The sequence below is a fragment of the Thermococcus sp. P6 genome (genome assembly GCF_002214525.1).
Taxonomy (GTDB): domain Archaea; phylum Methanobacteriota_B; class Thermococci; order Thermococcales; family Thermococcaceae; genus Thermococcus.
This window is the reverse complement of the sequence record NZ_CP015104.1, coordinates 559,790-573,469: the sequence shown is the minus strand read 5'-3', so window position 1 is coordinate 573,469 and position 13,680 is coordinate 559,790. Positions and strand designations below refer to the sequence as shown.

Sequence of the window (13,680 nt, the reverse complement as noted above, 5' to 3'; positions counted from 1 at the left end):
CCTCTCAGTTTTTTCTTAGGTTTGCCATCTCAAGGGTGGCCATAGCGTATTCAAAGCCTCTGTTTGACTTTACGCCTGCCCTGTTGAGTCCTTGGAGCTCGTCTTCAACCGTTATAACACCGAATACCACGGGGGTTTCGTAGTTCAGGTTTACCTGAGCGATCCCTTTGGCGACCTCGCTGGCAACCAGATCGAAGTGGTACGTTTCTCCCTTAACAACGGCCCCAAGCGTCAGGATTGCATCGTATTTCCCCTTCTTTGCCAGTTCCTTGACGACGAATGGGATCTCAAAAGCCCCCGGGACCCTGAAGACCTCCAGCTCTTCAACCTCGTGTCTTCTGAAGCAGTCCAGCGCACCCTTCAAAAGCTCCTCCGTTAGCAGATCGTTAAACCTGCTCACCACTATGCCTATTTTCAGACCTTTTCCGGAGTATCCCCCTTCGTAGATCATTCCCCTCCCTCCAAAAGCGGTTTTAGGTTGTGTCCGAGCTTGAGCATTTTAACCTCCAAATAGGGTCTATTAATCTCGTTAACCTCTCCAAAAATAGGAATAACCTCGACAACTTCCATTCCAAGCTCTTTAAGGCTTTTGACCTTATCGGGATTGTTCGTCAGAAGCCGGATCCTTGAGACGCCCAGCGCCCTGAGCATCTGAAACGCAACGCTGAAATCCCTTTCGTCCTCTCTAAAGCCCAGAGCCCTGTTGGCCTCAACCGTGTCGAGACCTTTATCCTGAAGTTCGTAGGCCTTGATTTTGTTCTTCAGACCGATGCCCCTCCCCTCCTGCCTCAGGTAGAGGAGAATCCCTCCTTCCTTGGCTATAATCCTCAGGGAGTTCGCCAGCTGGCTCCCGCAATCGCACCTTAAAGAACCCAGCGTATCACCTGTTAAGCATTCCGAATGGATCCTCACCAGGGGAACGTCGTAAGGTTCGGAAACAATGGCCACGTGGTCCTTGAAGTCAAGCTGGTTCTCGAAGGATACTATCTCGAGGTTTCCGTATTTGGTGGGGAGTTTTGCCCGTGCTGAGACCCTGATAAAGCTCTTCCTTCTTAGGACTTCTTTGTAAACTTCCCGGACCGTAACCACAGGTAGATCGTGCTTTTCCGCAAAATCCTGCACGAACTCAAAGTTGTGGGAGTCCCCCTCTTCGTCCAGAAGCTCTATTATCAACGCGTACCTCTTGAATCCAAGCATTTCAACCAGTTCAAGGGATGCTTCGGTGTGCCCCTTTCTCCTGTTTATCCCGATTCCCCCCAGTACGTGCAGATGTCCGGGATAACGAAAGTGCTCGATGCCGAGCCCTTCGGCGATCTTTTTAGCTGTTAAAGCCCTCTCTTCCGCACTGATACCGGTACGGGTCTCCCTGTAGTCCAGGCTTATCAGGAAGTTCGTCTCGGCGCCTTTTGAGGGGATCTTAAAGAACCCCCTTCTAAGGGCTTCCCCCTCATCCATGGCAAGGCAGAGCATCCCCTTGGCCAGAAGCATGAAGTTCAACGTCCGGGCGGTTATCATCTCGGCCGGATATACGAGATCTGCCTCGACCTCCCTGTCCTCATCGATCAGGACTACGGGCTTACCCCGGATAACGCTTTCTCTGAGCTCCTCCGTATTCATACCCATCACCCAGAAGGTCCCTTAGATACCTGGCAACGATATCCACCTCGTAGTTGACCTCGTCCCCCACCTTCAGGAACCTCAGGTTGCTGTTCTCCCAGGTGTAGGGGATCACCTGGACCCAGAAGCGGTCCTTTTCAACCCGGGCGATCGTTAAACTCACCCCGTTTAGGGCTATGCTTCCCTTTTCCACAATCCCAAAGCCTACATCGGGCATTTCAAAGGCCATCCAGTGTGTGTTGCCCTTCCCGAGGACTTTCTTCAGCTTCAGGGTTCCATCAACGTGCCCGGTGACGAGATGTCCGTTGATCCTTTCCCCGAACCTCAGCGCCCTCTCGAGGTTGACGAGCTTTGCCCTTTTGAGGTTCGTCCTCTTAAGTGTCTCCTCGCCCACTTCAAAGACCATCCAGCGGTCCTTAACTTGAGTTACGGTCAAACACGCCCCGTTAACGGCAACGCTGTCCCCCGGATCCACATCAAGAACCTTCTCAACGTACAGTTTTTCTCCTGAATAAGTGGCCCTTGCAACCCTCTCCACTATTCCCGAGAACACGGGATCGCCTCCACGTAAAAGCTGTCCCCAAAGTTTTCGAACCCACGAAAATCGACCCTAAACGCATCTTCCACCCTATCGACGTTTAGGCATTCGAATGGTGAGATTCCCTTTCCAAAGAGTTTGTTACCGTAGAACAGGTGCAGTCTGTCCGCGAAGGGAAGGAACTGGCAGGCTGCTCTCCCCCCTTCTATCAAAACGCTGTCGATTCCCTTTTCTCCGAGGATCTTGAGTATCTTCCCGGGATCCGTTTCCCTGATGACCTCTCCCTTGTTCCATTCCTTCTCGCTCTCCGTGAAAACCAATACTCTGCCCTCTTTAAAGGCTCTAAAGTTCCCGCCGGCGGTCAATCCGTGCCTGTCGAGGATCACCTTCACCTTATCGGTGCACCCACTTATCCTGCAGGTCAGTTCCGGATCGTCCCTTAGAATAGTGTTGGCCCCCACCATTACCGCCATGTACCTCCTCCTGAGCTCCTGCACCTTCATCCTTGCCCTTTCCCCCGTGATCCACTTCGAGGAGAAACTTCTGGTTGCGATGAAGCCGTCAAGGGTTAAGGCGAGCTTTACGGCGACGAAGGGCACTCTCGTGGTTATGTATTTGATGAAAACCTCGTTCAGCTCCCTCGCTTCCCTTTCGAGAACCCCAACCCTGACCTCAACTCCGGCGCTTTTGAGTTTCCTGATTCCCCTTCCGTTAACCAGTGGATTGGGATCCTCCATAGCAACCACGACCCGCGATATACCTTCCCTTATTATCCTGTCAGCGCAGGGTGGCTGCTTACCCCGGTGGGAGCAGGGCTCCATGGTGACGTACATCGTTGCCCCTTTGGGTGAATTACCCCTTTTCTTTGCGTCTTCTATGGCGTTGACCTCCGCGTGCTTGTCACCAAAACGTTCGTGGTAGCCCATCCCAATGATCCTGCCATCCTTCACGATAACGGCCCCGACCATCGGGTTTGGGTTTACCCTCCCCTCGCCCTTTTTGGCCAGTTCCAGTGCCAGCCTCATAAAGCCTTCATCTTCCATGACCATCGGTGGGGGAATGGTGTTCCAAATTTAAAAAATTTTGTTCTAAAAATGGAACAATCTCTGAGGGTAGGCTCTTCGTCAACATCAAACCTGAGATCGAAACGACCCGGCCTTTCCATGAGGGTTACCCGGCCGGAGTCTTAATCCGCTGGTGTTCAGAGGTCTCCAAACGGAAAACAAAAGAGGGTTTATAGTCTCTCAACTATTTCAAGGCTCACGTCGAAGTTCCTCACGCTGTGCGTCAGGTAGCCGAGGCTTATAACGTCAACGTCGAGCCCTGCGTACTCCCCTATGTTTTCTGGAGTTACCCCTCCGCTTACCTCGATCTTAACGGCCTCCCTTAACCCCTCGCGCCTCAAAGCCTCGAGAACCGCCTCAATCTGTTCCGGCGTCATGTTGTCGAGCATCACCACGTCCGCCCCGGCTCTGGCGGCCTTTAGGGCATCTTCCACCCTTTCTACCTCGACCTCAACAACTTTGTAAACGCTGAACTCCCTCGCCCTTCTTACCGCTTCTTCAAGCGGGACCAGAGCGAGGTGGTTGTCCTTTATGAGTACCGCGTCGCTCAGCGAGAAGCGGTGCATCTCGCCACCGCCTATGAGAATGGCCCTCTTGTCGATGGGTTTTAGAAGGGTCTTCCTCGTTCCGGCAACGCGCACCTTCGGGTTAACCGCCCTAACCTTCTTTACAAGGTTCCTTACCTCTGTGGCGATGCCGCTCATCCGCCCCATCACGTTCAGAGCGGTCCTCTCGACGAGCAGTATCTTTCTTGCATCCCCGCGGAGCTCGAGGATAACGTCGCCCTTCTCCACCTCCTCGCCGTCGCGCTTTTTAGCATCTACGTTAACCCCGAAGTGCTCGAAAAGGGCCTTCGCCTCCTCGATACCCGCTATAACCCCGCTCTGTCTGGCTATTACGACCGCTCTGGCTTTAGTTCCCTCCGGGATTACCGCCTCGCTCGTGACGTCCCCGAAGGGTGCGTCCTCCTCGATGAAGCGCAGGAGATAGTTAAGGGAAACCATTGCCATCACCCCTAAAACCTCAACCGCTCATCTCCAGCATCCTCTCTATGGCCCTTCTGGCCTTCCCGGCGATTTCCCCGGGAACTTCAACCCTGTGCTTCATATCTCTAAGAGACTCGTAGAGGTGCCTGAGCGTTATGGCCTTCATTCCTATGCAGAAGGCATCTTCCCTCGCCGGGTGGAACTTCTTGCCCGGATAGAGCTTCTGCAGGCGGTAGCACATTTCCCTCTCCGTGAAGACGACCCATTCGTCGTGCTGGCACGCGTTTCTGACCATTCCTCCGGTGGAGACTATCAGGTCCGCCTCCTCCTGCACCTCCGGCTCACATTCGGGGTGAACCATGAGCTTTGCCTTTGGGTAAAGCCTTCTGGCCCTCTCAACATCCTCAAGGGTGAACTTCCTGTGAACGTAGCAGTGCCCTCCTTCCGGGATCGGGATGATCCTCTTTCCGGTCCTCTTTGCCACGTAGTAGGCCAGATTGTTATCGGGCCCGAAGATGACCGTGTCGGCATCGAGCTTCTCCACGATCTCTGCGGCGTTGGCAGACGTAACCGTGACGTCGGCGTGAGCTTTGGCTTCGGCCGTCGTGTTCACGTAGAGAACCACGGGGGCGTTCGGATAGCGCTTCCTTGCCTCGAGGATGTGCTCGACCTTCAGCATGTTGGCCATCGCGCACGTGGCCCCTCTAACGGGCAGGAGAACGGTTTTGTCCGGGTTGAGGATCTTAGCGGTTTCGGCCATGAAGTCAACGCCCGCGAAGACTATCACGTCGGCGTCCACCCTGGTGGCCTTCCTCGCGAGTTCGAGGCTGTCCCCGAGGAAATCCGCCACGTCCTGAACCTCCGGCAGCTGGTAGTTGTGGGCTAGGATTATCGCGTTTCTCTCTTCCTTTAACCTCTCGATCTCCCTCACGAGTTCTTCCATGCCTCATCCACCCATGAGACACTATCCGGAGGACTATAAAAACCTTCATATAATCAGCTGAAGTCACGCGCATGCAAAATTAAAAATCAGAGGTGGCATCTCCCGTCAAAGAAGCTCGGTCTCAGGAAGGTTTTCCTCATGAGGGGGAAGTCCTCCCTGTAGTGGGCGCCCCTGCTCTCCTCTCTGGCGAGGGCGCACTCGAGAACCCCTCTGGCGAGCAACTTCAACCTTGGATCCGCCTCGACCGAACTGAGCCTTTTCAGGCCCTCCCTAAGGGTCCGGGCGTTCCTCACGATGCCAGCGTGCTCCCAGAGGATCTCCCGTATGGACTCAACGTCCCCGGGAGAATCGAAGCTATAGGGAACGTCTGGTTTCTCATCCAGTCTCGGTTTCTCCCGGAGTATCGTCCTCGAAACCTCGAGCCCGCTAACAACGCACTCGAGAAGGGAGTTGCTGGCGAGCCTGTTGGCGCCGTGAAAACCGTTGCTCATGGCCTCTCCAACCACGTACAGGTTCCTCACCCGGGTTCTGTACCAGCCGTCAACGGCCGTTCCCCCCATCGTGTAGTGGGCGATGGGCGATATGGGTATGGGATCTCTGACAGGATCGATTCCTTCCTTCCTCAGAAAGGCGTATATCTGGGGGAACCTGCTTTTGAAGTCCTCTATGCCCGTTGCGTCAAGGAAGACCCTTTCGCCGGCCTTTATCTTTTCGTAGATGGCCCTCGCCACGATGTCCCTCGTGGAGAGCTCGTTGACGAAGCGATCCCCCCTTTCCGTTACGAGCTTTGCCCCCGCACCCCTGACCGCCTCGCTGACGAGGAAGACGCCCTTTTTACCGACGTAGCCGGTGGGGTGGAACTGGACGAACTCCAGATCCCTCGCGGGGGCGCCCTTCAACACCGCGTCCCCTATGAGCAGTCCGAGGTTGGACGGAGAGCCGGCGGTGTATTTGAAGAGACCTGAAAACCCGCCCGTGGCTATTACTGTAGCATCGAACTTCAGGAGCTCTCCTTCGACGAAGACGCCGTAGGCTTTGCCTTCTTTTACTGCCAGCTCCTCGGAGAAGCCCCTGACGAAGTGGACGCCCTCCTCCCTTGCGGCGAGGCTTAAGACCTTCATCAGGTGTTTCCCCGTCTCGCTCCTTATCGTGAAGACCCGGCTGAAGGAATGACCGCCCTCGGTGTGGATGGCCTCGAACTCAAGCCCTATCGAACGGAGAAAGCCGTAGGCCTCGCTCGCCTTTGAGATCACGCTCCAGACGATCTCCTCGTCGTTGAGGTAGCTCCCGGCCCTTATGGTGTCGAGAACGTGGGCCCTTACGGAATCGCCGTCGAGGATGGGAAGGGCTATACCCGCCTGAGCAAGGTAGGAGTTGCTCTCCTTTACGCCCGGCCCGATGACGGTTACGTCAAAGCCCATCCTCGCGAGGCTTACCGCAGCAGTCAACCCTGCCGCACCGCTCCCAACTATTCCAACGTTCGTCATCCTTACCCCCGTCGGAGTTGGGGAGGGACTTATAAATCTTTTAACCTGCCTGTCAGTTCCTTTGACGTTCGTTCAAAATTCCCCTCCGATTCCCTCACCGGCCGGCAGATTGACGAAAAAACGCCCGAAACACTAAAATACGATGCCCTCCTCCCGTAACCCGGTGACGCCAATGGAAGCGGTATCGATAAAGGCAAGGGGGGAGGGTCAAACCCTCCGCTGGATTGGAGTTTGAGGACGTGCTCTACGGGATTCTGAAGGAAGGTCTGTTCTGGGCCGCTCTCGGCCGGCCGTCGGAGGTCATGCCCTTTTTGAGGGGGAAGCTTTTGAGCAACGGGGTTTCGGGTGCCCGGGTGGAGTACCTGAGCTACCTGCTCGACGATCTGGAGGGCTTCTACAGGAGGGTCTCGTGGAAGGGAAGCGTTGAGGAAAGGGACTGGAAGGCTCTCAGGTCCTTCCACAGGGACATCCTTCTGGCCATCCGATGACATAACTTTTTAACCTCTCTTCTCCATTCATTGTGGGATGATGAGGGAAGTTTCGCCCGAAGGATGAGGAAACTCGCATGGGCTGACCACCCTCAACCTTTTAAAAGACCGTTTCTCTTTCGCCAACGGGGGCAAAAATGGACGAAAAACTGAGGGAATTCATAGATCGCCTGAAGAAGCTCGTCGAGATGGAGAGGGAAGCCGAGATAGAATCCATGAGGGCCGAGATGAGGAGGCTCTCCGGAAGGGAGAGGGAAAAGGTTGGAAGGGCCATTCTCGGCCTCAACGGGAAGGTCGTGGGTGAGGAATTCGGCTATAAACTCGTAAGTTACGGGCGTGGTGGTGAGATAAAAACAGGGATAAGCGTCGGCGACCTCGTGGTGGTGAGCCGGGGAAACCCGCTGAAGAGCGACCTCGTGGGAACCGTCGTTGAGAAGGGGAAGCGGTTTCTAACGGTTGCGCTGGAAAACGTTCCGGGGTGGGCCCTGAAGGGCGTTCGGGTGGACCTCTACGCCAACGACGTGACCTTCAGGAGGTGGATGGAGAACCTTGAAAACCCCGGCGAGACCGGGTTGAAGGCGCTCGAGCTCTACCTCGGGCTCAGGGAACCTGAGGAGGGCTCTGCGATCGAACTAAGGCCCCGCGACCGGAACCTGAACGAGAGCCAGAGGCGGGCGATCTCAAAGGCGCTGGGCAGTCCGGATTTCTTCCTCATCCACGGGCCCTTCGGAACCGGGAAGACCAGAACCCTCGCGGAGCTCATAGTGGAGGAGGTCGAGAGGGGAAGCAGGGTTCTGGCAACCGCGGAGAGCAACGTGGCGGTGGACAACCTCGTGGAGAGGCTCTTTTCGTCGGGCGTTAACGTCGTACGCGTCGGACACCCGAGCAGGGTATCGAGGGGCCTGCAGGAGACCACTCTGGCCTATCTGATGACCCGGCACGAGCTGTACGGGGAGCTGAGGGAACTCAGGGAGAACCTCCAGAAGCTGAAGGAGAGGAGGGATTCTTTCACCAGACCCGCCCCGAGGTACAGGAGGGGTCTGAGCGACGACCAGATCCTGAAGCTCGCCTCCAGAGGGATTGGAATAAGGGGAATCCCGGCCAGAACCGTCCGGGAGATGGCGGAATGGATCAGGCTCAACGAACTGGTTAGAAAGACCTTTGACGATGCCCTGAAGCTCGAGGAGAGGATAGCGAGGGATATAATAGAGGGGGCGGACGTTGTTCTGACGACCAATTCCTCGGCCGCTCTGGAGGTCGTGGGCGCATCCTACGACGTTGCGGTGGTGGACGAGGCAACGCAGGCGACCATCCCGAGCGTTCTGATTCCCATAAACCGGGCGAAGAGGTTCGTTCTGGCGGGGGACCACAGACAGCTGCCCCCGACCATACTCAGCGAGGGGGCGAGGGAGCTCTCCAGAACCCTTTTCGAGGGGCTCATCGAGAGGTACCCGTGGAAGAGCGAGATGCTGGAGGTCCAGTACAGGATGAACGAAAGGCTCATGGAGTTCCCGAGCCGGGAGTTCTACGGAGGAAAGGTGAAGGCGGACGCGAGCGTCAGGGACATAACCCTCACCGACCTCGGGATCAAGGAACCCGAAGGCCAATGGGTGGAGGTTCTGAAGCCGGAGAACGTGCTGGTCTTCATCGACACTTCAGGGATGGAGAACCGCTTCGAGAGGAGGAGAAGGGGCAGCGATAGCAGGGAGAACCCGCTGGAAGCCGGGATCGTGAAGGAAACCGTTGAGCAGCTGCTAAAACTCGGGGCTGATCCGGGCTGGATTGGCGTCATAACGCCCTACGATGACCAGCGCGACCTTCTGGAGTCCCTCCTTCCCGAGGAGATCGAGGTGAAGACGGTCGACGGCTACCAGGGGAGGGAGAAGGAGGCCATCGTTCTTTCCTTCGTAAGGTCCAATTCCCGCGGGGAGCTTGGTTTCCTGAAGGACCTCAGGAGGCTAAACGTCTCGCTGACCAGAGCCAAAAGGAAGCTCGTAATGGTGGGGGATTCGGCAACCCTGAGCGCGCATCCCACCTACAGGCGACTGCTGGATTTCGTGAGGGAGAGAGGAACCTTCGTCGGTGCCGATTTGATTACGTCCACATAGCGGTTGAGCACGCGGGCTTTGGTGAAGGGGGTGTGAGGCGTGTTGCTCTACACGGAGAACTTTGAGGAGCAGAAAAGGAAGGCCATGCAAAGCTTAAGGGAGGCACTGGAGCGGGGGGAGGTGGACGGGGACATTGTGGGTCTCCTCGAGCGGATCAACTCGCTGGATAACTACTTCACGACCTCCTCCTGCTCCGGAAGGATCTCGGTTATGGAGATGCCCTACTTCGGCGACAAGGTGAACTCGGTCTGGCTCGGCAAGTGGCACCGCGAGGTTACCACTGATGAAGTGTTTGAAGCCATTGAAAAGCACCGGAGGGGCCAGCTGTGGTTCTTAGTGAGGAGTCCAATTCTGCACGTCGCTGCGAGGAGCATGGAGGATGCCGTTAGGCTGCTCAACCTGTCCATAGGCCTCGGCTTCAAGTACTCGAACATAAAGAGCGTCAGCCACAGAAAACTCCTCGTTGAGATACGCTCCACGGAGAGGATGGACGTTCCCCTCGGGGAAAAGGGAAAACTCTGGGTGGATGGAGCCTACATCGAGAGAATAGTCGGAATCGCCAACTCCCAGGTAAGGCGCTTTAAGGGGAAGCTCAGGAAGCTGGAGGAGGCGATGGCCGGGCTGACCCCTCAGAAACCCTGAAGACGACCCCTGCGGGAGAAAAAACGTCAAAGGGAGAAGAAATCAGAGGTTCACTCAAAATCGCTTCCGAAGTTCTCGCTTCCTCCCCTGCCCCCTTCATTCTCCTTCTCGGGCTTGCTGGCGGCTATTACGTCGTCGATTCTGAGGATCATTATTGCTGCTTCGCTGGCGCTCTTGATGGCCTGCTTGGGAACCCTGAGGGGTGCTATGACGCCGCGCTCCATCATGTCGGCCGGCTCGCCCTCGAACACGTCAATGCCAACGTTCGGCCCCTTCTCCTTGTGCTCGCTCACCACCTTAACGAGCACTTCTATCGGGTCAAGCCCTGCATTCTCTGCCAGCGTCTTCGGGATAACCTTGATTGCCTCTGCAAAGGCTTCGATGGCGAGGGCTTCCTTGCCGCCGACTTCCTTCGCGTACTCGTCGAGTCTAATGGCGAGCTCAATCTCGCTCGCACCGCCCGCCGGGAGGATGGCACCGTCCTCCATGACGTCCTTCGTGACCTTTATGGCATCCTCGAGGGCCCTCTCAACCTCGTCAATAACGTGCTCCGTTCCGCCCCTGATGAGTATGGTGACGGCCTTCGGGTTCTTGCAGCCCTCAACGAAGATCATGTTTTCTCCAGCAACCTTGCGCTCTTCGACAAGCTCGGCCTCACCGAGGTCGTCGCTGGTGAGGTCGCGGACGTTCGTAACTATCTTTGCCCCGGTTGCCTTAGCGAGCTTCTCCATGTCGCTCTTCTTAACGCGCCTTACTGCAAGGATGCCGTACTTGGCGAGGTAGTGCTGGGCGAGGTCATCAATACCCTTCTGGACGAAGAGGACGTTCGCCCCAGCATCCTTGATCTTCTCAACCATCTCCCTCAGCATGCGCTCCTCCTGCTCAAGGAACGCCTGAAGCTGGTCCGGACTTGTGATCCTTATCTCTGCGTCCGTTTCGGTCTCCTTGACCTCGAGGGCCTCGTTTATGAGGGCAATCCGGGCGTTCTTAACTCTCTTGGGCATTCCCGGGTGGACCACTTCCTTGTCTACGACGACACCGCGGATGAGCTTGGTGTCCCTGATGCTTCCGCCCTCTTTCTTCTCGAGTTTGATGTTGTCGATGTCCACCCTGTAAGTTTCACCGTCCTTCTCCGCAACCTGCTTAACGGCCTCAACGGCAATTTTTGCAAGGTACTCCTTTTCCTCCTCAGCGGTCTTGCCGGTGATTGCGGTCATGGCTATGTTCTTCAGGGTTTTCTCGTCGTCGGGGGTTACCTTCTTGGCCATGTTGTCGAGTATTTTTTGGGCTTTCTCGGCGGCCATTGTGTAACCTTTGATGATTATGCTTGGGTGGATGTTCTGGTCGAGTAGTTCTTCGGCCTTTTTCAAAAGTTCGCCGGCTATGACGACGGCTGTTGTGGTTCCGTCGCCGGCTTCTTTGTCCTGGGTTTTGGCGATTTCAACCATCATTTTTGCAGCCGGGTGCTGGATGTCCATTTCGTCGAGGATTGTGGCGCCGTCGTTGGTGATTACGATGTCTCCGAGGCTGTCTACGAGCATTTTGTCCATTCCTTTGGGTCCGAGGGTTGTTCTGACGGTTTCGGCTATTATTCTTGCCGCGAGGATGTTCAGCCTCTGGGCGTCCTTTCCAACGTACCTCTGGGTCCCCTCAGGCAGAATAACAACCGGCTGTCCCGCGAGCTGGGCCATCTCCCCTCACCCCCTCCGTTTTTTGGTTTACCCTAAGGAGGGCTTTTAGTTACCATCGGTATGCTCGATTTATCATTCCTTTAGACTATTTATAAATTTTTCGGTAACCATTTAACCCCCTTCGCGAAGTCGGAGTGGTGATGGTGATGAGCGATGCTGGAACCCTCTGGAAGGAGGCCTTAAACGAGAAGGACTGTGAGAAGCTCCTCGAACTGTTCGACGATTACATCGAGGGCATCGAGGACGAGGAAGAACTCAGAAAGGAGCTTGAGAGACTCGAAGGGGTGCTCGTTGAGTGTGATGACCCCTACGATTTGGCGCACGAGGTGGCCCACGTTTACGACCACCTCGGTGATACGGAGAGGGGAATAGGGCTCTACAAACGCATAGCCGATGGGAAGAAGAGCGATCCCGAGGAATACGCTACAGCCCTCTACTATCTGGCGGATGCCTACGAGCACTTCGGTATGCCGGAGAAGGCTCTTGAGACCTACGAGGAACTGCTAAAGCTCGAGGAAGAGGTCCTGAAGAACGAAAGGGAGATCGGGCTGACGCTCGCCAACATGGCGGTGAACTACGACGAGCTGGGGGAGACGGAGAGGGCCGTTGAGCTCATGAACCGGGCAAGGGAGATCTTTGAGAGGCTCAACGACACGAGGAACGGCATGATAAGCCTCCTTGATCTGGCGCACTTTCACTACGAGCTCGGGGATTACGATACCGCAGAGAAGCTCATAGGGGAGGTCCTCAGGAACCCGAGGGACGACGAGGTGGAGGTCAACGCGAGGCTCGTGGAGGCCGAGATATTCGCGGGAAGGGAGGATTACAAAAAGGCTTTCAGATCCATCCGCGATGCCCTTCTGAAGGCCATAAACCTTGGGGATGACGTTTTCGACCTCGTCTTCAACACGCTCCTCGAGTTCATTGAAGGACTCTTCAACGAGGGAAGCTACGAAACGGTGGCAGAAAATATGGAGGCCTTTGCGGAGCTCTTTGAGGACGATACGGCCTACTTCTTCAGGGCCCTCGGGGAACTTGCCAGATGGAAGGCCGGGGATGAGAAAGCCCGGGAGCGTCTCGAGGGGCTTTATTCAATGGTGGAGAACGAGGAACTCCGCTCGATTCTCGACGACTGGAAAAGGCCGAAGCTCACTCTGGAGCTTTGATCTTTCTTTTTACCTTGATAAAAAGAAGAGGAAGTCAGATCCTTGAAACGGTCTCGACTTCCGCACTCTCAACGTTCTCAACTTTCCTGAAAAGTTCGGCGACCTCGTCGTAGGAGTAGCCCTCTTCGTCCCTTCCGAGGACGTAGAACTTAAGGGCAACGAGTCCAAAGGCTATGGGTTCCCTCTCGACCTTGGCGAGGCCGAACTTTTCGGGGATAACGGCCTTGAGCTTCTCCTCAAGCTCATCGAGGTTTACGTCCGGGTCGGTGGGCATTACCTTTATAACGCCAACGAGATTGAAGTCAGCCATTCATTTCACCTCCCGTTTAAGGCCCCTCCCAGCCACACTTGGGGCATTTGTAGGGGACTGCTAATACCCTGCAGGATTCGCAACGCCAGATTATCTCCTCGCCGCAGTTCGGGCAGACGAAATGGGTGGCGTGCTCCCTCGGGGTTATCTCCTTCCCACATGATGTGCACACGGGTACCTTGAATTCGGGTTCCACTGCCAACACCTCCGAGAAAGGTGGTTTTTTAACCACGATGGGTTGAGGGGGTCGGTTTATAAAGCTTTCTCCGGGTCCTGGCCATACTGTCAGGATAACCGGGGCATCTCCTCCTGAAGCCATTCAGCGACATCACCAGGTGGTCGACTTGAGGGCACTAACAAAAATTATACCAGAAAGCAAACAGAAAAACAAACCTGTGAACCTTCCGCCACCCCTGAAATTATTCCAGCTTGCTCCTTAACAGTCCTGAACCAGCCTCCGCTTCTGCGAGTTTTTGAACCTTTCAGTGTTGTGTGGCTGATTTCCAGTATTCTTCCGGCTTGCCTGTAACTGAGGCCTCGCAAGTATAATTGCCCTGATTTTCTTTTCTACCGGGATTTTGTTCCTACGAAAAGGTTTTAAGGCTGAAATTATCCAGTAAATAATGGTTTTAGCCTTCAT

Annotated in this window: 14 protein-coding genes and 1 pseudogene; 4 read left to right on the top strand and 11 right to left on the bottom strand. The window is 55.5% G+C overall.

The window, feature by feature from the left end:
* Positions 1 to 4 precede the first annotated feature (4 nt).
* The 7 genes from ribH to A3L12_RS03040 form a co-directional block, all read right to left on the bottom strand.
* Positions 5 to 451, bottom strand: coding sequence for a 6,7-dimethyl-8-ribityllumazine synthase (gene ribH, locus A3L12_RS03070; RefSeq protein ID WP_088882247.1), 447 nt, complete (start codon positions 449 to 451; stop codon positions 5 to 7).
* Positions 448 to 1,617, bottom strand: a complete 1,170-nt coding sequence (locus A3L12_RS03065) for a bifunctional 3,4-dihydroxy-2-butanone-4-phosphate synthase/GTP cyclohydrolase II (protein ID WP_088882246.1) — start codon at positions 1,615 to 1,617, stop codon at positions 448 to 450. Before A3L12_RS03065 ends, ribH begins: the two co-directional genes overlap by 4 nt.
* On the bottom strand, positions 1,577 to 2,170 hold the full coding sequence (locus A3L12_RS03060; protein ID WP_088882245.1) for a riboflavin synthase: 594 nt from the start codon (positions 2,168 to 2,170) through the stop codon (positions 1,577 to 1,579). The genes A3L12_RS03065 and A3L12_RS03060 overlap by 41 nt, the downstream gene beginning before the upstream one ends.
* Positions 2,155 to 3,198 carry a bifunctional diaminohydroxyphosphoribosylaminopyrimidine deaminase/5-amino-6-(5-phosphoribosylamino)uracil reductase RibD gene (ribD, locus tag A3L12_RS03055; RefSeq protein ID WP_088882244.1) on the bottom strand — a complete coding sequence of 348 codons (1,044 nt, stop codon included), beginning with the start codon at positions 3,196 to 3,198 and terminating at the stop codon, positions 2,155 to 2,157. The genes A3L12_RS03060 and ribD overlap by 16 nt, the downstream gene beginning before the upstream one ends.
* Positions 3,199 to 3,389: 191 nt before the next feature.
* Positions 3,390 to 4,223 (bottom strand): carboxylating nicotinate-nucleotide diphosphorylase, encoded by an 834-nt coding sequence (gene nadC / locus A3L12_RS03050; RefSeq protein ID WP_088882243.1) that lies wholly within the window; start codon positions 4,221 to 4,223, stop codon positions 3,390 to 3,392.
* Between the two features lie 19 nt (positions 4,224 to 4,242).
* A complete protein-coding gene (gene nadA, locus A3L12_RS03045; protein ID WP_088882242.1) occupies positions 4,243 to 5,148 on the bottom strand; it encodes a quinolinate synthase NadA in 906 nt (301 codons plus the stop codon).
* A gap of 86 nt (positions 5,149 to 5,234) precedes the next feature.
* Positions 5,235 to 6,635 carry an L-aspartate oxidase gene (locus A3L12_RS03040; protein WP_088882241.1) on the bottom strand — a complete coding sequence of 467 codons (1,401 nt, stop codon included), beginning with the start codon at positions 6,633 to 6,635 and terminating at the stop codon, positions 5,235 to 5,237.
* 224 nt (positions 6,636 to 6,859) lie between these two features.
* Between A3L12_RS03040 and A3L12_RS03035 the strand changes: the two genes are divergently transcribed.
* The 3 genes from A3L12_RS03035 to A3L12_RS03025 all read left to right on the top strand — a co-directional run bounded on the left by A3L12_RS03035 (position 6,860) and on the right by A3L12_RS03025 (position 9,873).
* Positions 6,860 to 7,123, top strand: coding sequence for a hypothetical protein (locus tag A3L12_RS03035; RefSeq protein ID WP_232462905.1), 264 nt, complete (start codon positions 6,860 to 6,862; stop codon positions 7,121 to 7,123).
* 137 nt (positions 7,124 to 7,260) lie between these two features.
* Positions 7,261 to 9,231: an IGHMBP2 family helicase gene (locus A3L12_RS03030; protein ID WP_088882240.1), complete on the top strand. Its 1,971-nt coding sequence runs from the start codon at positions 7,261 to 7,263 to the stop codon at positions 9,229 to 9,231.
* Positions 9,232 to 9,270: 39 nt separating this feature from the next.
* On the top strand, positions 9,271 to 9,873 hold the full coding sequence (locus A3L12_RS03025) for a hypothetical protein (RefSeq protein ID WP_088882239.1): 603 nt from the start codon (positions 9,271 to 9,273) through the stop codon (positions 9,871 to 9,873).
* Positions 9,874 to 9,923: 50 nt separating this feature from the next.
* On the opposite strand, the gene thsB is transcribed toward A3L12_RS03025, so the two are convergent.
* Positions 9,924 to 11,564 carry a thermosome subunit beta gene (thsB, locus tag A3L12_RS03020; protein ID WP_088882238.1) on the bottom strand — a complete coding sequence of 547 codons (1,641 nt, stop codon included), beginning with the start codon at positions 11,562 to 11,564 and terminating at the stop codon, positions 9,924 to 9,926.
* Between the two features lie 146 nt (positions 11,565 to 11,710).
* Here thsB and A3L12_RS03015 point away from each other — a divergent pair, with 146 nt between their 5' ends.
* Complete coding sequence (locus A3L12_RS03015) at positions 11,711 to 12,730, top strand: lipopolysaccharide assembly protein LapB (RefSeq protein ID WP_088882237.1); 1,020 nt, start codon at positions 11,711 to 11,713, stop codon at positions 12,728 to 12,730.
* A gap of 34 nt (positions 12,731 to 12,764) precedes the next feature.
* On the opposite strand, the gene A3L12_RS03010 is transcribed toward A3L12_RS03015, so the two are convergent.
* The 3 genes and pseudogenes from A3L12_RS03010 to A3L12_RS08265 form a co-directional block, all read right to left on the bottom strand.
* On the bottom strand, positions 12,765 to 13,040 hold the full coding sequence (locus A3L12_RS03010) for an elongation factor 1-beta (RefSeq protein ID WP_088882236.1): 276 nt from the start codon (positions 13,038 to 13,040) through the stop codon (positions 12,765 to 12,767).
* A 16-nt stretch (positions 13,041 to 13,056) separates the two neighbouring features.
* Entirely contained in the window at positions 13,057 to 13,245 is a 189-nt protein-coding gene (locus A3L12_RS03005) for a zinc finger domain-containing protein (protein WP_394335082.1), read from the bottom strand.
* Between the two features lie 80 nt (positions 13,246 to 13,325).
* A pseudogene (locus tag A3L12_RS08265) lies at positions 13,326 to 13,680 on the bottom strand (hypothetical protein).

Excerpts from the sequence above, each read along its gene's own strand:
- A3L12_RS03030 (WP_088882240.1), top strand. The coding sequence starts at position 7,261 with ATGGACGAAAAACTGAGGGAATTCATAGATCGCCTGAAGAAGCTCGTC.
- ribH (WP_088882247.1), bottom strand. The coding sequence starts at position 451 with ATGATCTACGAAGGGGGATACTCCGGAAAAGGTCTGAAAATAGGCATA.
- nadC (WP_088882243.1), bottom strand. The coding sequence starts at position 4,223 with ATGGTTTCCCTTAACTATCTCCTGCGCTTCATCGAGGAGGACGCACCC.
- A3L12_RS03015 (WP_088882237.1), top strand. The coding sequence starts at position 11,711 with ATGAGCGATGCTGGAACCCTCTGGAAGGAGGCCTTAAACGAGAAGGAC.
- A3L12_RS03065 (WP_088882246.1), bottom strand. The coding sequence starts at position 1,617 with ATGAATACGGAGGAGCTCAGAGAAAGCGTTATCCGGGGTAAGCCCGTA.
- A3L12_RS03040 (WP_088882241.1), bottom strand. The coding sequence starts at position 6,635 with ATGACGAACGTTGGAATAGTTGGGAGCGGTGCGGCAGGGTTGACTGCT.
- thsB (WP_088882238.1), bottom strand. The coding sequence starts at position 11,564 with ATGGCCCAGCTCGCGGGACAGCCGGTTGTTATTCTGCCTGAGGGGACC.
- ribD (WP_088882244.1), bottom strand. The coding sequence starts at position 3,198 with ATGGAAGATGAAGGCTTTATGAGGCTGGCACTGGAACTGGCCAAAAAG.
- A3L12_RS03010 (WP_088882236.1), bottom strand. The coding sequence starts at position 13,040 with ATGGCTGACTTCAATCTCGTTGGCGTTATAAAGGTAATGCCCACCGAC.
- nadA (WP_088882242.1), bottom strand. The coding sequence starts at position 5,148 with ATGGAAGAACTCGTGAGGGAGATCGAGAGGTTAAAGGAAGAGAGAAAC.